This window comes from Longimicrobiales bacterium, assembly GCA_029245345.1.
Classification (GTDB): Bacteria; Gemmatimonadota; Gemmatimonadetes; order Longimicrobiales; family Gaopeijiaceae; genus CALFPJ01.
In genome coordinates this window covers 15,938-34,190 of the sequence record JAQWPM010000014.1, presented here as the reverse complement: position 1 = coordinate 34,190, position 18,253 = coordinate 15,938, and the positions used below count along the sequence as shown (strand labels likewise).

Below are 18,253 nucleotides of genomic sequence, written 5' to 3'. Positions count from 1 at the left end.
GAGCTGACTTCTACTCGAAGTGTTTCCGGTAGGCGCGGTACGCCACGCCGGCCCGTTCTGGCATGAAATCGAAGATCGCCATGGGATCGTCCTCCAGGCGCTGGAGGAGCGCCAGCGTGTGCTCGTATCCGACGAATTCGGCCGCAAGGTCGCGCGTCAGGTCGTGGACGTTACGGTCCTGCCTGACCGTGGGCGGTCCATAAATCAGGGTCGCGCCACGCGACTGCACGTAGTAAGCCGTCCAGATGTCGATGAAGCGCCCGACGTGCGGGAAGAGGAAATACTCTCCGAGCCAATCCGGACTGACAAAGGTGTTCTGTGAATTGAACGGCCCGACCTTGTTCGATGCGAGTGGGAAGCGTGAGGCGTCGAAGACGACGTCCGGTTTGAATTGCATGCGGCAGAACGCGTCGATGTCCGGATCCCCGTTCCAGAAGTCTGCCTGAACATCCGGTGTGACGATCTTCCGCTGTGGCTCGCCAAAATCTCGTTCGGCGAGCAATTGGGGCGGATATCCGCGGTGCCACAGGTGACTGTGCTCCGTTACCGCGACCGGATCGAACGCGAGCTTGTCTGTCTCGTAGTAGTCCACCTCGACTTCTTGCCCAACGAAGACCTGCTTGCCCCAGTTTTCCAACGGCACATTGTCGTCGTCGACGACGGCCACGACCTGGGCTCCCATGTCCTTGGCCCATAAGAAGCCGTAGTTCCGGCGCTCAACCACGTTCCAGCCGAGTGCTTCCGACAATTCGGGGTCGTATTTCTCCTGTTCGTCTGGCGTGACATAGATCGCGCCATCGATATGGAAGTCGGTCGGGGTCTTCTTGTCCCCGATGACAACGAGCTGCCACTCCGGCATGGCCGCGAACTTCTGCAGCGCTTCAGTGGGCGGATTGATCGTGGTGGTGACGATGACTTTGGACATGTCTACTCTGGCTCGTCCGACTTGACAATGTCGTCGCGGTTCATAAATCGGGTTTTGAAGCCCGGTCTGAAGTACTCGAAGTTACGCATGAACGGGTTCACCGACTCACCTTCTACCCGCGCCTTCCAAGACGTAGGCACCTCGACGGCCCTTACACCGAGTCGCAGCGGTTTCACGATTGTTTCTAGGACGAACGGGTGCCTGGCCTCTTCCCACTTAATAGTCTTGGTGAGGTGTGTGGGCAAAATTCGATACCCAAAGGTCATGTCGGTGAGCTTTACCCCGTACAAGATCGCGAAGCTTTTTTGGAAGACCCAATTCGCGACCAGCTTGACCTTGTTGTACCCCTCGAAGCCCCCACCCGCCCAACGCGAAGCCGTGATCACGGCGTCTGGGTGCTCCTTCGCTGCGGCCACGAGCACGTGGGCGTCCTCTGGCTTGGTTTCGAGATCCGGAGCCATGAGCATCGTGTGGCTGCCCGTCGAGACTTGGAACGCCTTGAGGATGGCCCCGCCGAAGAATGGCTTGTCCTGCCAATGCACACTGACCAGGTCTGGGTACTTCTCGACCGCTGCATCGATGTGCGACAGCGCGCCTTCCGTTGTTCGATCACATACGATCACTAGGATTTGGATCAGTTCCGCACGGAGGTCTCCGACGAGCACGTCGACGGTATGCGTGAGGGAATGCGTCTCGTCCAACGTGGGAAGTACGGCTGTTAGAGACTCGAAGACGGCTGCCACTGTGTCAGCCCCCGAGGAAGATCGGGTGCATGCGCCCGGAGCGGGACATGTTCACCCGCAGTTCGCCCGAACTCCGCATGAACATCGTGGTGAGTTCCCCGTTGATAGCCCCCAGTGCCACGTCGTGACGTTGGAGGTCAGGGGCATCGACGTCGTACTCGATCCACGTGGTCGGATGGTATTCCTGGACTAGCCAGCCTTCGGCGATGGCGACATCGAGGGCCTCGGACCAGCGGTCGGCGTCGACTCCCGTGCCGATAATCACCCCTTGGCCGCGCGTGTCGAGACCCCGCTTGAGCACGTAGCGATGCCGTTCGTTGCGCACCAAGTCCAACCACTGAGGATCGAGTAAACGAGCGCTACGTGACCACGGGACGTGCTTCTGAAGGAGGTCCCAGTCGGTCTCGTCGAATAGATGTTTGAAATCTGGGTCAGACATCACAGCGAGGCACAACTTGTCGTCACCGACCCAGCGGCCGCGCTGCCCGTTCTGAACGAAGAGCGCCCGATCTCGCACCGCCTGAACGAAGGGCTCACACTCGGGGCGCATCCTTTGGAACGGCTGTATTCCCAGCTTCTGATATGCGTGTGTCAGCGCACGACCACGTGCACTCGGCGGCCCTTGGCCGTCGTACTTGATCTCTCGCGGATCTACTTCTTCGCATCCCACGCCTTCCCAGTTGAGGTGCTTCGCAAAGTCTCCAAGCTCGAGTCGGTTGCCGCCTTCCTCTCGAATGAGGCCGAGGAAGTCTGGCCGGGCGCCGGTGTCTTGCTCAATGACCTTGAGAAACCACTTCGCCATGAATGCCTTCTCTTCATGAGCTAGTGCCGGCGGCATCGTGTGTCCCCGTTTCTCCATGAACTCTCGCCACGCTCTGTTGCAGATCCCCGAGAAGACGAAGCCGCCGGGGCAATTCGCGTTCGTCTCAATAATCCAGAATCCGCCGGCCGGGTCCGGCATCAGGTCGAGGCGACAGATGTGCACCCGGCAGTTGGCGGGGTCCCTGTCGGCCTTGAGGTCCGATGCCAAGGCGGGTGGAGCGGAGAGTGCACTGCGAACGTGCTCGTCGGTGACGGACGCTTTCACGATGATCTCGATGGCGCGGTGGTAGGTCTTTGTCACCAAACGGAGTGTCTCGGCCAGCTCAGCTCGCACCATTTGGGCAGGCCCCAGCAGGAAAGGCTTACCTTCGGCGAACATGAAGCGCGCCTCCGCCTTGTGGCGGAGGGCTTCGCCCTCTGGGGTGCGACCTTCTTCGAGAAGGGCGGTGTGGAAATCTCGGTCTAGCCCGGACCAGATCGGATGGTCCGTCGCGGAGGGGGAGGACGCCACGCGGGATACTCCTTCAGAGAGATTGGCCACCCGGCCACGTAACGACTGCGGCGAGCAAGTAAAGCTTGCTCGTGCACACGTTACGAATTTTAGGGCCCTTCTCGCTATGGTTTTGCACATGAAGCATTATCGTGTCGTGTTAACTGTTCCTACTGCCTGAGCCTCATGCCGGAAGCCGCACCTAAGACCCGCATCGCGATCGGAGACCTGTCAGGAGGTATTGCGTCTGCGATCGTGGCGATTACCGGGAATGTGGCAGCCGGCGTCATCGCGTTTGCCCCGCTCGGTCCGGAATACGTTGGGCAGGGCATTCTGGCGGGCATGCTGTCCTCCGTAGTTGCAGGTCTAGTGGCCGCACTGTTCGGTGGCGCGCCGGGGATGATCTCCGGACCGAAGGCGACCACGTCCATGGCGTTTGCTGCCCTGCTGGCGTCATTGCTGGCCACGGGTCGATTCGACTTGGCCAACCCGGAGTCCGCGAACCTGCTGCTTTCGTTGGCATTCGGGGCCGTGCTGATCAGCGGAAGCGTACAAATTTTGCTTGGTGCATTTCGTGTGGGCGGGCTGGTCAAATTCATGCCCTATCCGGTTGTAGCCGGCATTCGGAATACGACCGCCATCCTGCTGATCTACGGACAGTTCTGGCCGTTTCTCGGGGTTTCGAAGCAGTCACCGCTCGAATTGCTGGGCGGCCTGGGTCAGATCCAGCCAGCTACCATGCTCGTGGCGGCAGTGACTGCAGGATTGGCTTGGAAAGGCAGCAAGTTCATGCCCAAGCCCGCCGTTGCGGTCGTCGCGTTGGTGAGTGGTACGGTCCTATACCACGTGATCGATTTCGTGGGAGGGGATGTCCCGTTGGGCCCCGTCCTCGGCGCCTTACCGTCCGCTGTGCCGACGCCAGCCTATTTCGCGGGCATTGTGAGTGCCTTTACTGACAGCGCCAACTTCACGCTTCTCGCCGCGGTGATTTCCGGTGCGCTGGCTATGGCCGTGCTCGATTCCATCTCCGCGCTGATCACTTTGGTTACGTACCAGAGCATTGCAGACAAGCGGTTCGACGCGAACAACCAGCTTATCGGGCAGGGAATCGGATCGGCCGCAGTGGCGTTCTTCGGCGGACTCACGACCTCGGGGATTTTGGCTCGAGCGGCGGTGAACCACAGCGCCGGTGGGCGTACCCGTGTTTCCGGTGTGGTGAACGCGGTAGCGGTCCTCGTATTGGTCGTGCTGCTCGCTCAGCCGCTCGCGATGATTCCGAAGGCGGCCATCGCCGGTCTCATCATGGTGATCGCGTCGGGGCTCTTCGACCGGTGGAGCTTCGATCAGATCAAGGAAGCGCTGAATACAGAGGCAGAGGACCGACGAGACAATATTGTCGCGGTCGCTCAGATGGCGTTCGTTGTTGCTGTGGGAGTCGTCGCTGGGCTGGTCTTCGCGGTGGGGGCAGGGGTCGCATTGTCCGCCTTGGTCTTCGTCGCTCAGATGAGTCGCTCCCCTATTCGGCGCGTTCGGACGGGCCGCACGGTCCGATCAACCAAACGGCGCGATCAGTACATGACCGACCTGTTGGTCGAGGAAGGGCAGCGGATCGCGGTGATCCAACTCGAGGGTATGATTTTCTTTGGATCGTGTGATCCCCTAGCGGCTCGTGCGGAGGATCTGGCGGACAAGGGCGCCGAGTTCGTGCTTCTGGATATGAAACGCGTGAGCGGGATTGACGCGACCGGCTTCAAGGTCCTGGGGCAGACCTTCGAACGGCTGAGGTCGCGCGGGACGACGTTGGCGTTCGGATATGTCCAGCCGGGGACGATCAACTCGGACCTCGCGGAGGACCTGGTGCTCAACGGAGTTCCTGCCGCTCGAATGTTCGAGAGCTCGGATGCCGGCCTCGAACACTTCGAGGAAGGGCTCCTCATGAAGCTTGGAGCCGGGGACAGTCATAAGAATGGGTGGACGCTCGAAGACTTCGGAGAGGCGTGGGAGATTACAGGTGACGAGCTTGAGGCTCTGTCTCTGATCATGGAACGCCGGACCTTCGATCCCGAGGACTTTGTCTTCGTGGAGGGCGACACGAGTCGGTCACTCTATCTCTTGTGCCGCGGAGACGCGGATGTGTCCATCCCGATTCCAGGTGGTACCCGACGTCGCCGTCTCGCGACGTTGTCTCAGGGGACTGTGTTCGGCGAGATGGCTCTACTGGATGGACTCCCCAGGGCCGCGGGCGTGCGGGCCACGGGTCGACTCGAGGTGCTTGAACTCACGTTTGATGCGTTCTCCAAGCTCAGTGAAGAACGTCCCCAAGTCGCGATGAAGATCCAGAAGAGCATCGGCAGGATCCTGGGGACCCGACTCCGGGGGGCGAACGCTTTGATCTTGGAGCTCGATTCATGAACGTGCGCCGACGGATCGGATACGTGCTCGTGGCGATCGCAGGATGCTCGGGGCAAGGGCAGGATTCTGCTCAGGAACGCCCCAATATTCTCCTGGTCTTCACGGACGACCATGCAGCACATGCGGTGTCCGCCTATGGATCGGTGTTGAATCAGACACCGAACATCGATCGCCTCGCGGCCGAGGGCATTCTCTTCCGGAATGCCTTCGTCACGAACTCCATCTGTGCCCCCAGTCGAGCGACGGTACTCAGCGGTCAGTACGGACACCTGAACGGCGTCCCAACGAATCGGGACACGCTCTATTCTGCGACCGTCACTTTCCCTGGACTCCTGCAGGACGTCGGCTACCAGACGGCCATTGTCGGGAAGTGGCACCTCAAGATCAGCCCTAAAGGATTTGACCACTACGAAGTGCTTCGCGGGCAGGGGCCGTACTACAACCCCGTGCTCTACACGCCAACCGACAGCGTGCGCTACGAAGGGTACACGACGGACATCATCACGGACCGAGCGCTCGAATGGATGAGGCAGGAGCGTGATCCGTCCGAGCCGTTCTTGCTCATGTATCAACACAAAGCGCCTCACCGAGAGTGGGCCCCGGGCCCAGACCAACTCGATCTCTATACAGACATCGAGCTGCCTGAGCCGTCCACGCTCTTCGACGACTGGGAGGGCCGCACGAGTGCCGCCCAGACGCAGGAGATGACGATTGCGCGCGACATGACGGACCGAGATCTCAAGTTCGTGCCGCCTGCGAATCTGACGGAAGCGCAACTCGAGACATGGTACGCCGCCTATGTGCCCCGAAATGAAGCGTTGGAAGCAGCCGGCCTCGAAGGAGATGAACTCGTCCGCTGGAAGTACCAGCGCTACGTGAAGGACTATCTGCGGGCGATCGCCTCCGTAGATGACAACTTGGGCAGGGTACTCGACTACTTGGAGGAGGAGGGCCTCGCGGACAATACGGTGGTGGTGTACACCTCTGACCAGGGCTTCTTCTTGGGCGACCACGGCTGGTTCGACAAGCGATGGATGTACGAGGAGTCGCTGCGTACCCCCATGCTGATCCGGTGGCCGGCCGGTATCGAGGCGGGCACCGTGAGTGACGCGATGGTTCAGAATCTCGACCTCGCCGAGACGTTCTTGGACTTGGCTGGGGCCTCGATCCCGAACTCTATGCAAGGTCGTAGCATGGTCGAACTCTTTGACGGAGAGGCGCCAGCCGATTGGAGAGACGCCATCTATTATCAGTACTTCGAGTACCCGGGATGGCACATGGTGCGGCGTCACTACGGCGTGCGTACACAGACGCACAAGTTGATCCACTACTACGAGATCGATGAGTGGGAGCTCTTTGATTTGGTGGCCGACCCGGACGAACTTTCCAGTGTCCATGCCGATCCGCAGTATGCCGACGTGCGAGCGACCCTTGCTCTACAGTTGGACTCGCTACGGACTCATTTCGCGGTTCCGGATGAGGATCAGGTCCCATACGTTGTTTGGCCTCCGGGTGGCTGAGCGTTTCGCTCTCTTTGGACGGACCCGGAATCCAGCCTTTTTGACCTCAGAGGTGTCATTTTTCGAGACGCCTATTCATCCCACGTGATCGAATCGCCTTGATGAACCCTGTTCGCTTACATCGCGCATGTCCCGCGCTTCTATGGGCCGGTTGCCTTCTCATGTCTGGCTGTGCCGCGAACACAGCAGACCTGATGCAGGGGACCTCCGGGCTTGCGGGGGCCTTGCCAGGTGGAGATGGGCGAGCGCTGGCTGCGTATAAGGCTGAGTTCAACGCCAACGCGTTGGCGGGTATGGACACCCTGATGCTTCGCATCGATGAGGTCTGGCGACGGGACAACCGGACCGAGTTGGCGAGGCTCTATTCCGACAAAGTGACGCTCCTGACTCCGGACGGGCAGCTATTGGCCGGGGGTGAGGCGGTCCGCGAATACGTTTCCTCGCAACTGCCGACCATGGCGACCCTGGATACCTGGCGGGACGAGTTCGGGGCTTCAGGGATCATGGCCTTCATGTATGGTCGTTACGACGCCGATTCGAACGAGCCGAGCGGAGACAACAAGGGGATTCACCTCACGATCGCCATGCGGGATCGCTTCAATTGGCAGATCCGGTCCAAGGTATATTTGTCCTTCGATGGTTCGGGCGCGCCCACAGCTCCAGAGCTTCTCACTGGAGATCCGCTGCATGTTTCGCCGGATTCGATCCGGGCTGCCTTTGGCGTGCGCGCGTTGAATGGACAGAACGACCGAGCAGAATGGCAGGTGAACTCATACTTCGCTGTGAATAGCTTCATGTCCGAGTGGCAATATGTCTGGAACAACGACGATTTTGATGGCGCCGTAGCTATGATGGCGCCCGGGGTCGTGGTGCGGTTCCCCTACGACATCCCTGCGGTAGGCAAGACGAATGCGGCTTATTCGCTTCAGCGCCTCCTTCCGGCGGCAGGAGACGTGACCATGTCCATTCTGGACTTCGACGTGAGTGAGCGCCTCAGCTTCTGCCTCGGCACGTATACTCTGAATGCTGGCGGGCAGGAGGTGACCGGGTACTACATGGCGGTCATCGGTATCCAGGACGAAGGCCCAGAGCTCCGTTCGCTTGTCTTTTCCGGCGCCGGGGCTAACGAAGGTTCGACAGACGGGTCTCTGGACTTCCATTGACGGCGCTTTCCTTGCTCTTCCAGGACCCGGCTTTCGCAGCTACGGCGCCGGCCCGTGTGCGTGCTGCGGTGGGCGCGGTCATGCTTATCGGAGTGGCTTGGGGACTTTCGAGCAGCCGAGACAGGGTCTCGTGGCGGTTGGTCGGTTGGGGCCTGGGTCTGCAGCTGGCGTTCGCCTTCTTGGTGCTTCAGACCCCATTCGGTGTGGCGTTCTTCGATTGGATGAACGGCCTCGTCCGGGCGGTGCTCGGTTATGCGGAGCAGGGTGGCCGATTCGTCTTCGGCAATCTCGTGTCGGACAACGTGCCGGTAGGGACGGTCGATGCGAACGGGCTTTTTAGTCCTGAGGCGGGTTCAGTCGCCCGCACGGGCGCGTTCTTCGCCTTCCGCATCTTCCCGAACATCATCTTTGTGTCGGCTCTCATGACCGTGATGTATCACCTTGGGATCATGCAGGCCGTCGTGCGCTGGATTGCCTGGGTTATGCAGCGGACCATGCGGACGTCTGGAGCCGAGACGTTGTGTGCGGCCTCGAACATTTTCGTGGGGCTGATGGAGGCGCCCCTGGTTGTGAAGCCGTTCATCGCGAAGATGACCGAGTCCGAGTTGATGGCGCTGATGACTGCAGGGATGGCGACGATCAGTGGAGGGGTGCTCGCAGCCTACGCTGGGATGTTGCTGCCGTACCAGCCAGAGGCGGCCGGACACCTCATCGCAGCGTCGATCATGTCGGCTCCTGCGGCCCTCGTCATGGCGAAGCTTCTGGTTCCTGAAACGGGCACTCCGGTCACTGCGGATTCGCTCGAGACCACCGTCGAGAATCCTGACGTAAACGTCATCGATGCGGCCGCGCGCGGTGCGTCAGAGGGGCTTCGCCTGGCGCTCGTTGTCGGGGCCATGCTGATTGCCTTCGTGGCGCTGATCATGATGGCCAACGGCATCGTCGGGTGGGCCGGTGGGCTCGTGGGCATCGACGGACTGACGATCGAGATGATGCTCGGCTGGTTGCTGGCGCCGGTGGCATGGATGCTTGGCATACCTTGGGTCGATGCCACCATCGTCGGTCAGCTGATCGGGGTGGATTTTGTCGTCAACGAATTCGTCGCGTTTGTCCAACTCGAGGGCGTGCTCGCGGCTGGGACGGAGCTCCAGGCGCGTTCGCTGGTGATCTCGATCTACGCTTTGGCGACGTTCGCCAACTTCGGGTCCGTGGCGATGACGATCGCCGGGGTAGGGGAGCTCGCACCTGAACGGAGGCACGATCTCGCCCGACTCGGCGTGAAGGCCATGTTCGCGGGGCTCCTCGCCGCGCTTTTGACCGCAGCCTTTGCCGGCGTGCTCGTATGACCGCACCCGCGGTCTTGGCTGTGGGCACCGTCTCCTTGGATACGATCGAGAGCGGTGCGAAGAGTGCCAAGGATGTGCTCGGTGGGTCCGCCCCGTACTTCGGAGCAGCGGCACGGGTCTCATGTGCTGTTGAACTGCTGGGTGTGGTCGGCGAGGACTTTCCGCAGGGGCATCTGGATCGGCTCAGGGATGCAGGCATCGGAACCGACGGGATCGAACGGCATCCGGGGGAGACCTTCAAGTGGCAGGTGCGTTATGCGCCCGACGGGTCGCGTGAGACCCTCGGGACGAATCGGGAGACCGCTCTCCGGGCCGCACCTGGACTCGATACAGGGCAGAAGGACCCGAGGGCGCTCTTTTTGGGCAGCACCGACCCCTCGATCCAGGCCGCGGTCTTGGCTTCAGCAGGAACGCCGGACTTTGTGGTCTTAGACACCATGGCTCACTGGATTCGGGACCGGCGCTCCGACTTTGAACTGGTGGCGCGTAGCGCGGACGTCGTCCTGCTCAATGAAGAAGAGGCCGTGCTTCTGGGGAACGGGAAGAGCGAGAGTGGGGTGCGAACGCTACTCGAGGCGGGGTGTTCTTGGGTGGTCGTGAAACGGGGGAAAGAGGGTGCGATCGCGTTTGGTCACGATCGTGCTGTTCTTGCTTCCGGGGCCCGGCCCAGTCAGGTCATCGATCCCACCGGAGCTGGGGACGCTTTCGCAGGTGGACTCGTGGAGGCTTTGGCCCGGAGTTGGCCTGATCGGTTGGGTATGGAAGAAGCCATGGCCAGCGGGGCCGCCTTTGGTGCCCTGGCGGTAGAGGGTTTTTCCGTGGATCGACTCTTGGGTGCGACCTCTGAAGGCGTCGCATCGCGGGCCCGAGAAGTGAGGGTCAGCGTGCGCATGCACCGCCCGGGGCCCAACTGACGAGTAAGGAGCGAGCCCGCTCGCCGAGTCCTCTTGAGTGGAGGGGGTATTGGGTCGACCTTACCTGCCCACTCCGGCGCCTGTGCGCTGGACCCTACGAGGGTCACCATGACGGATTCAAAGAAGCGTCTCATCGTTGTCGGCGATCGTGTCTTGATCGAGCCGGAAGAAGGTGAAGACCGCACCAAAGTCGGGCTGTACCTCCCCGCCACGGCGGTGGACAGCCAGCCGGTTCAAGGCGGGATTGTGCGGGCCACCGGTCCGGGGAATGCGGTGTCGGCGCCCACGGAGCTCGGGAACGAGCCTTGGAAGATCGGTTCGCCGGAGCCTAGGTACGTCCCGCTTCAGGCCCGTCTGGGGGATTATGCGATTTTCTTCCGGAATGCCGCGGTCGAGATCACGTTCGAAGGGATTCGGTACTTAGTGGTTCCTCAGGCCGCCATCCTGACGCTCGTCCGAGAAGAAGACGAAACGGACGAAGGCCTTCTCCCGTTCTAGGGGCCGCAATCCGCGGCCACCCCGTCGGCAGGCGGTCGACCTAGAGCGGTATCGGGACGTCGTGGACGACTGGGCCGCCTTCACCGAGGCCGCCGGACGTCCTGAGCCTTCTGTGATTCGGACCCGCACGGGCCGAATCTCGCCAGAAGCGCTGGTCGAGCGACTGGCTGCTCAGGGCTTCCGCGTCGTGCCGAAGCCAGGGCTCGAGGGCTTCTTCGAAGTCGCGGACGGACCCACCGCGATCTCGGCCACCGTAGAGCACTGGCTAGGGTTGTTCTACGTGCAGCAGGCATCGACTGGGGTGGCGGCTCCTCTGCTAGACCCGAAGCCGGGCGAGCGTGTCCTAGACCTGTGTTCGGCGCCCGGAGGGAAAACAACCCATGCCGCCGACCTCATGGGCGACACCGGGTGCCTGGTGGCGGGAGAGATCAGCGAGAGCCGCATACGCGGCCTCCTCGGAAATGTTTACCGCTTGGGACACCCGAACATCTTCGTCGTCTCGGGCGACGGACGTGACTTTCCGGAAGAGGCTTCCTTCGATCGTGTCTTGGTCGACGCTCCATGCTCTGGGGAGGGCACGCTCCGGAGGAGTGGGGGCAAGGCGCCCTTCCAGTCCAAGTCGTTCAAGGGATACGTGACAGGCGCGCAACGCGGTCTGCTCGAGAAAGCCATTCGTGTGACGCGGCCGGGCGGCACGATTCTCTACGTCACGTGCACCTTTGCACCAGAGGAGAACGAAGCGGTCGTCGACCACGCACTGCGTACACAGCCGGTGGAACTAGAGCCGATCGAACCGCCGGTTCCGCACGCCCGCGGGCTCACGTCCTTCGGGGATACGCGCTACGACAGTCGGCTTGAGGGCGCGGTGCGGATTTATCCGCATCACCTCGATTCTGGGGGTCTCTTCATCGCGAAGCTGACGAAGTTGGACGACGGAAGCGTAGCGGATGAAGGCTGGTGGAGTGCGCCGCCTACGTTTTTTGCGACTCCCGGCGAACAAGCCGACGACGCGGTCGCCGCCGATCTCGTGCGTGCTGCTACGGACGAGCTGACGGGTCGATTCGGCGTTCCACCCGAGGTCTTTGATGACTCAAGTTTCATTCTGAGGGGTGGGCGTCTGTGGCTTCACACGCTCCAGGAATGGCCATTTCCTGCGTGGAAGGAAGGTCCGTGGCGCCCTATCTCAGTGGGTTTCAGAGCCGTGGACTTCGACTCTCGAGGTCGGGCGCGACCGACCAACGACCTTCTCCGTTGGCTTGGGGACGCCTTATCGAACCGAGTCCAGACCGTGACGTCTGAGGAGTTGCAGAGTTTGGTAGCGCGTGAACCCGTAGGGCTCTCCGAAGACATTCTGGGGCCTGTCGCGATCCGTCATGAGGGTGCCGTGATCGGGAGGGGGGCTGCGACCCAGGATGGCTTGAAGAGTGAGATCCCAAAGGCCCGGGCTGCTGACCTCATGAGAGCGTTCAAGCAGAAGTAGCACCGAATGGCCGGAGCCCGCTCAGGTGGTTGCGGCGACCCACTCGACGAACGCGGCGTCGGACGGGGCCAGGGGCATGGTGCGCAGTGTTTTTGGGGTGAACCAGCCCAAGTCGATGTGTTCGAGGGCGACGGGCTCTCCCGACAGCGTGACCTCGACGAAGTGAATCTCGAAGGGGCTCCCGCTGTCACGGCCCACGAAGAGTGTCTCTCCGACGGATGTCACTTCCATGGCGAGTTCCTCTGCGACCTCCCGGTGGGCCGCCTCTAGTAGGGTCTCTCCGGGATCGACCTTGCCGCCCGGGAATTCCCAGAGCCCTCCGTGTTGCTTCTCGTAGGGGCGTCGGCCGACCAGGTACTGGCCGGCGTGTGAGGCGACCACGGCGACGACGGGTATCACAACGTCACTGTCGATGCTGCACCTGACCCTAGGCCAACCCGATCGCTAGAGCGATCGCGATCGAGATTGCACCCAATGCGATGAGCCCGCCATACAGCGGCACGGTGAACTTTATCCAGTCTTCGTAAGGCACGCCGGCGGAGGCGAGTATCGCCATGAGGGCACCGTTTGTTGGCGTGATCAAGTCGCAAAGTCCGGCGCCGTACTGGTATGCGAGCACCGTGACCTGTCGCGACATTCCAAGGAGATCGGACAACGGCACGAGCACAGGCATGGTCAACACGGCTTGGCCGCTGACACTGGGCACCGGGACGTGGATGGCTGCCTGGGCCACGATCATTCCGAGACTCGATGCCAGGACCGGGAGGCCTTCGAGCGGTGTGAACATGCCGTGGACGATCGTGTCCACGATGCGTCCGTCCTGGAGCACGACGTAGATGGCGCGCGCGAACCCGATCAGGATTCCCGCGTAGGCCATTCCTCGGAACCCCTTCACATATGCCTCGGCGGTGCCGGACATGCCCATCTTGGCGAGGCCGCCGACGATGAGTCCCATAATAAAGAATGCCGCCGATAGTTGGTCGAAGCCCCAACCCCATTGAAGCATCCCGACAACGATGAGCACGAACGTCGCCCCGACGAGCCCGAAGATGCCCCAGTCCGCCCCGGTGACTCCCTCTTCATCCGAGTCTGAGACTGCCTCAGAGGCGCCTCTGGTGCGGGCCGCATAGCGCATGGTCATGCTGACCCAGAAGGTGAGCGCGAGGAGCAGGAAGACGATGCGGAATCCTGCCGCCGACAAGGCCGGCAGTTCCGCTAACTGTTGGGCGATGGTGACTTGGAAGGGATTGATCGGGCTGAATGCCGAGCCGACGAAAGCTGCCCCCGCACTCATCGCGACGGCCACGAGTGGGGTGAATCCGAGCCTGCGCGTCAGGATGATCAGAACCGGTATGAGTGGGATGATCTCTTCCTGCATGTTCTCGACGACACCGCCCATCGCGAAGAAGATCGAGACGATGGGAATGACGAGTAGATCTCGCCCCTTCAGTTTCCGGATCAGAGAGGTCACACCGCGTCTGAGCGCTCCGGTCTCGTCGATCACCGTGAACGCTCCGCCGATCAGAAAGACCAGAAAGATCACGTCTGCGGCATCCGCCATTCCCCTGGGGAGCGCGACGATCGCGTCGAACAGATTCACCGGATTTGATTCGACCTCGTGGTACGTGCCCGCGACGACCACACTCCGTCCGGTTATGGGATCGTCCCGGCGGTCGAACTCGCCGGCTGGCAGGACGTAGCTCGCCATCGCGGCAAGGATCACACAGCCGGTGAGGAGAACGAGCGGATGAGGAACGGAGAACCGGCGTTTCGACTCGCTCATGGTGTTCTCTTCGGAAGGGTTGGGACCACCTCGTCCAGCGCGCGCAACGCGGACAGGATCGTCTCGACTGAAGCCAGAAACTCGTCCGCCTTCACGTGCTCGACGTCGTCCGTGGGTTTGTGGTAATCCACGTGATCTTCGACGCCGAAATAGACGAACGGAATTCCGGCACGGTGAAAGGGCGCATGGTCAGAGGAGTTCGTCCAGTCCGCGCCTTCGGGGGCTCGTGGCCGGTCGTGACCCAGGCGTAGTTCGACCCGTGCGTCCCTCGCGATTTCCTCGAGTGTCTGTCTGAGCTGGGGCGTGTGGTACGCGCCGACGGCCCACAGAAGGCCGTCGGTCCTCGCGACCATGTCGAGGTTCACGTTCAAGCCAATGCGATCCAGCGGAACTGGAGGGTCCTGTACGAAGGCGCCGGACCCGACCATCCCATCTTCCTCTGCGTCGACAAACGCGATGATCACTGTGCTGTTCAGCGGGTCGGCCATAAGACTTCGCCCGATCGCGAGCGCGGCCACTACCCCTGACGCGTTGTCGTCTGCCCCGTTGTACACCACGTCTCGCCGGACGCCTTCGTGGTCGTAGTGGGCCGTAACCACGATCACAGGGGCGTTCCGATCTCTGCCTGGGATCGCCCCCACGACATTCACACCCGAGCCACGAAGGGTAGAGAAACGTTCTTCGTATCCGCTGCCCGTCGGTGTCGCACCCATTTCATTCAGCGAGTGCACCAGGAAGTTCCTCGCCTGCTCACTCTCGATCGTGCCTGGCGCGCGGCCCTGCATCGAGTCGTGCGCCAGGACGGCTAGGTCCTCCATCAGGCGCTCCGCGGTTGGCTGTTGCGCACGGGCGAGGGAGGGCGTCAGCACGGCGAGTGCCAAGCTGAAGAGCGCGGTAGTGGTAAGGGAATGCTTCATGCCCAGGAGCTTGGCATCCGGCGGGGCACGACGCCAGCGTACTTCACGGTTAGACGAAGACCTCGCGAGGGTCGACACTTACTCATTGGCCCCCCTGTCGGCCGCCGTCCCCGCAAGAGCGAGGACGGCGGCCGGTACTACGTGGCAGACTCGCTCAGTCCGAGATGATGCGTCTCCGCGGCGGGAGCTTCATGACCCCAACCGTATTGGTGTCTGCACCGAACCACATGCTGTTCGTTTCCGCGTCGAAGTACATGTGACGGATCGTGCCGCCACCACTCTCAGGCGTGGTTTGACTGAAGATCTCCTCGGTCATTGGATCGAACCCGATGACGTTGTTCGGGCGAGGCCCTGTCTCAACTAGCCAGATACGGTCGGAGTCATCGGAGTTCACGGCGTAGGGGCGTGAACCCTCTCCGCCCGGCAGCGGGAACTCAGTCACCTCGTGTGTTTCAGGGTCGAGACGGCCAAGCGTGCCTCGGGTCCAGTCGCCGTACCAGATCACGTCGTCTGAAGTGATCGTGAGGCGGCGAGGGAGGGCATTCTCCGCGAGTTCGATCGTCTCGAATTCAAACGTCTCTGGATCGATGGTGCCGATGTGGTTGGTGTTGAAGAGCGCGATCCACGGGCGGTCATTGGAGTCGAGTTCGATTCCGTACGGGCGGCTTCCCGAGGGATTGCCGCGACGTGGGTGGCCGGCGATCGACTCCACAAGGCGAATCTCACCGGTTTGGGTGAAGAGTTTGCCCATGAAGTTGCCCTGCTGGACCGTGAACCAGATGTCGCCTTTCGAGTCGAACACCATGGTGTGCGGGTCCCGGGCGCGCTCGTCCGGCATCATGAAACGTTCGATGTCGCCGGTTTCCGGGTCGAGTTTACCGATGTGTCTCGCCACACCGCCTTCATTCGCAGCGTTGCCCGCGTACCAGACCATGCCGTCTGCGGCCACGATCAGGTTGTGGGGACGGACGCCCTCGGTGTCGTACTGCGTGAACTCACCACTGTCGGGGTCGAGTACTGCGATGTACGCACCGGCTTGGCCGCAGAACCAAACGCGACCGTCTGGAGCCACGAACGGGTCACGCGGACGCGACTGCTCGTAAGGGACCTCCCACTCTTGGAGTTCCGGGTCGTCGAGCGGGCCTTGAGCGGCGACTTGTGGTGCCGGAATGAGCATGGCGGAGATCAGTGCAACGCCAAACGCGGTATTCCGCATGGGAGGTCCTCCATCCTGCTAGGGTCAACTTCGGCGGTACTGGAATAGACACACGGCCTTTCGAGTGCTGAAAGGTGGGGTGGGCGTGTCGGCTGCGCGAGTGTTTCGAGCGCCGCTTCCGGTGCGCCTCGCTCCACGCTGGGCGACTTGGTAGCTTCAGGTGGCACCATCACGAACGCTCTCGGAGGCCCCTTGCAAGACCCCCGCGCCTATTCCCGCCGTGACTTTCTCGGACATTCGGCTTCGTGCGCGGCTCACGTCGGTCTGATGGCGGCCGGAGTGCCGCTGTGGAGCCGAGGGGTGTGGACCCGGCAGGAGCGATTCCCGGTGGTGGCGTCCGAGCCGTGGGGTCGCCTCGAGCAGATCTCGGAGGGTATTTGGGGGCTCGTCTCGGATCCGCTCACCGACCGGACCACCTTGTGCAACGGCGGAATCGTCTCGGGTCGAGCCGGCGTTGTAGTCATCGAGGCCTTCGGGTCCGATGACGGCGCTCGGTGGATGGCGCAGCAGGCGCTCCGTCTGGCGGGAAGGGCTCCGACACACGTGATCGCGACGCACTATCACGGAGATCACACGGGCGGCCTCAGCGGAGCGAAAGAAGCGTCTTCGCCTGAGGTGCTGATGACGGAGGTCACGCGTGATACCATGGTGGAAAGGAACAACGGTGCCCCGAGGGAGATCTTGAGTGAGGCTCAGGTCATCGACCAGCGACGCCCCACGGAGATCGATCTGGGAGATCGATCTCTGATCGTAGTACCACGCCGCGGCCACACGGACTCGGACATCTCCATCGAAATCTCCGATCCGTCGGTCGTATTCTGTGGAGACTTGGTCTGGAACGCGATGTTCCCGAACTACGTCGATGCGATCCCGTCGCGGCTCTCACAAGCTGTGCGCCTGATGAGGCGTAGAGAGCCGACCACCTACGTGCCCGGACATGGGCCCTTAGCGGACGACGCAGCGATGGGGCGATACATCGATCTCTTGGATCACGTCGAAGGGGCGTCACGTCGTGCGCTGGAGCGCGGCATGACTGCAGAAGAAGCAGGAACCGAGTACACTCTGCCCACCGGTCTCGAAGACTGGACGCTGTTCAACCCCGGCTACTTCGCCCGCGCAATCGGGGCCTGGATGTCGGAGTTGGAGGGCGCCTAGTCACATCGCCAATCATCTTTCTTCCGTGGTCATCATCACCGCTGTCCTGGCTGTCCTGGCAGTCGGAAGTCGGGTCCAGGCGTTCGGGGTCCAACGGGATTGGTATCCGGAGTGGGTAGGACGAAAAGTCGCCCACTTCGGGTTTGGAATTTTGGTGCTCCTCAGCTGGACTCTGTACCCAGAGGGGCCTGCGGTTCGGTGGATCGCGACAGTGCCCCCCACTGCTGTGGCGCTCTACTTCACAGCGATCGGAGTCGGGTGGGTCAGTGACCCGGGCACGGTACGGGCGGGTTCGCGAGCGGGTTCTCCTGCCGGCCTACTTCGTGGGCCTGTGTTCTACTCCGGCGTCTTCGTGCTGCTCACGATCACCTTCTGGCGGACGTCTCCCGTGGGAATGGCAGCGCTTGGCTTCATGATCCTAGGGGACGGGATGGCCGAAGTCTTCGGGAAGACCATTCGCTCCCCAAGCCTGCCCTGGAACGCTGAAAAGTCGGTGGCGGGCTCGGTGGCGGCTTTTGTCTTCGGATGGATTGGGGGTGTCGCCGGCCTTTCGCTGCTCATCTCGGGCGGATGGATCGCGGGTCCGCTCTCTGCCTACGCGTTCCCCATGGTCTGGGTCGCCGTGGCGGGCACTGCGGTAGAATCGTTGCCATTTCAGGAAATCGACAACGCGACGGCTACGTTGGGGTGCGTCGCAGTGGGGATGCTGGTGTTTGCTTAAGGTCCGATCAGGACCAGGTCGTCAGTCCTCGATCATCCGGCTGATTTTGTCATCGTTTCCTGCAAGGATCTTGGCCATACACTGAGTTTCGACGGTATGGTGAATCGCTTGAGTGATGCTCGTGCCGGTGCGTTAGTCCGACCTGGAG

At 61.8% G+C, this 18,253-nt stretch carries 16 protein-coding genes; 9 read left to right on the top strand and 7 right to left on the bottom strand.

The genetic code is table 11. From position 1 onward, the window contains the following. Positions 1–10: 10 nt before the first annotated feature. The 3 genes from P8L30_07565 to P8L30_07555 are packed head-to-tail and all read right to left on the bottom strand — an operon-like array spanning position 11 to position 3,001. Entirely contained in the window at positions 11–925 is a 915-nt protein-coding gene (locus P8L30_07565; GenBank protein MDG2240045.1) for a hypothetical protein, read from the bottom strand. 2 nt (positions 926–927) lie between these two features. Next, complete coding sequence (locus P8L30_07560) at positions 928–1,668, bottom strand: glycosyltransferase (GenBank protein ID MDG2240044.1); 741 nt, start codon at positions 1,666–1,668, stop codon at positions 928–930. Positions 1,669–1,672: 4 nt separating this feature from the next. Continuing rightward, positions 1,673–3,001: a hypothetical protein gene (locus P8L30_07555; GenBank protein MDG2240043.1), complete on the bottom strand. Its 1,329-nt coding sequence runs from the start codon at positions 2,999–3,001 to the stop codon at positions 1,673–1,675. 165 nt (positions 3,002–3,166) lie between these two features. Here P8L30_07555 and P8L30_07550 point away from each other — a divergent pair, with 165 nt between their 5' ends. The 7 genes from P8L30_07550 to P8L30_07520 all read left to right on the top strand — a co-directional run bounded on the left by P8L30_07550 (position 3,167) and on the right by P8L30_07520 (position 12,313). Next, complete coding sequence (locus tag P8L30_07550; protein ID MDG2240042.1) at positions 3,167–5,392, top strand: SulP family inorganic anion transporter; 2,226 nt, start codon at positions 3,167–3,169, stop codon at positions 5,390–5,392. Beyond that, positions 5,389–6,912 carry a sulfatase gene (locus P8L30_07545; protein MDG2240041.1) on the top strand — a complete coding sequence of 508 codons (1,524 nt, stop codon included), beginning with the start codon at positions 5,389–5,391 and terminating at the stop codon, positions 6,910–6,912. Before P8L30_07550 ends, P8L30_07545 begins: the two co-directional genes overlap by 4 nt. Positions 6,913–7,073: 161 nt before the next feature. Then, positions 7,074–8,075: a nuclear transport factor 2 family protein gene (locus tag P8L30_07540; GenBank protein ID MDG2240040.1), complete on the top strand. Its 1,002-nt coding sequence runs from the start codon at positions 7,074–7,076 to the stop codon at positions 8,073–8,075. Then, positions 8,072–9,421, top strand: a complete 1,350-nt coding sequence (locus tag P8L30_07535) for a nucleoside transporter C-terminal domain-containing protein (GenBank protein ID MDG2240039.1) — start codon at positions 8,072–8,074, stop codon at positions 9,419–9,421. Before P8L30_07540 ends, P8L30_07535 begins: the two co-directional genes overlap by 4 nt. Beyond that, positions 9,418–10,335 (top strand): PfkB family carbohydrate kinase, encoded by a 918-nt coding sequence (locus P8L30_07530; GenBank protein MDG2240038.1) that lies wholly within the window; start codon positions 9,418–9,420, stop codon positions 10,333–10,335. The genes P8L30_07535 and P8L30_07530 overlap by 4 nt, the downstream gene beginning before the upstream one ends. Before the next feature lie 108 nt (positions 10,336–10,443). Then, positions 10,444–10,833: a co-chaperone GroES family protein gene (locus P8L30_07525; protein MDG2240037.1), complete on the top strand. Its 390-nt coding sequence runs from the start codon at positions 10,444–10,446 to the stop codon at positions 10,831–10,833. A 61-nt stretch (positions 10,834–10,894) separates the two neighbouring features. After that, complete coding sequence (locus P8L30_07520) at positions 10,895–12,313, top strand: NOL1/NOP2/sun family putative RNA methylase (GenBank protein ID MDG2240036.1); 1,419 nt, start codon at positions 10,895–10,897, stop codon at positions 12,311–12,313. A gap of 21 nt (positions 12,314–12,334) precedes the next feature. On the opposite strand, the gene P8L30_07515 is transcribed toward P8L30_07520, so the two are convergent. The 4 genes from P8L30_07515 to P8L30_07500 all read right to left on the bottom strand — a co-directional run bounded on the left by P8L30_07515 (position 12,335) and on the right by P8L30_07500 (position 16,229). Beyond that, complete coding sequence (locus tag P8L30_07515) at positions 12,335–12,712, bottom strand: NUDIX domain-containing protein (protein MDG2240035.1); 378 nt, start codon at positions 12,710–12,712, stop codon at positions 12,335–12,337. A gap of 28 nt (positions 12,713–12,740) precedes the next feature. After that, positions 12,741–14,096, bottom strand: coding sequence for an AbgT family transporter (locus tag P8L30_07510; protein MDG2240034.1), 1,356 nt, complete (start codon positions 14,094–14,096; stop codon positions 12,741–12,743). Further along, on the bottom strand, positions 14,093–15,013 hold the full coding sequence (locus P8L30_07505; protein ID MDG2240033.1) for a M28 family peptidase: 921 nt from the start codon (positions 15,011–15,013) through the stop codon (positions 14,093–14,095). The genes P8L30_07510 and P8L30_07505 overlap by 4 nt, the downstream gene beginning before the upstream one ends. Before the next feature lie 154 nt (positions 15,014–15,167). Beyond that, a complete protein-coding gene (locus P8L30_07500) occupies positions 15,168–16,229 on the bottom strand; it encodes a hypothetical protein (GenBank protein MDG2240032.1) in 1,062 nt (353 codons plus the stop codon). Positions 16,230–16,421: 192 nt separating this feature from the next. On the opposite strand from P8L30_07500, the gene P8L30_07495 reads away from it, so the two are divergent. Further along, complete coding sequence (locus P8L30_07495; protein MDG2240031.1) at positions 16,422–17,384, top strand: MBL fold metallo-hydrolase; 963 nt, start codon at positions 16,422–16,424, stop codon at positions 17,382–17,384. 25 nt (positions 17,385–17,409) lie between these two features. Further along, positions 17,410–18,105, top strand: coding sequence for a hypothetical protein (locus P8L30_07490; GenBank protein ID MDG2240030.1), 696 nt, complete (start codon positions 17,410–17,412; stop codon positions 18,103–18,105). Positions 18,106–18,253: the final 148 nt, after the last annotated feature.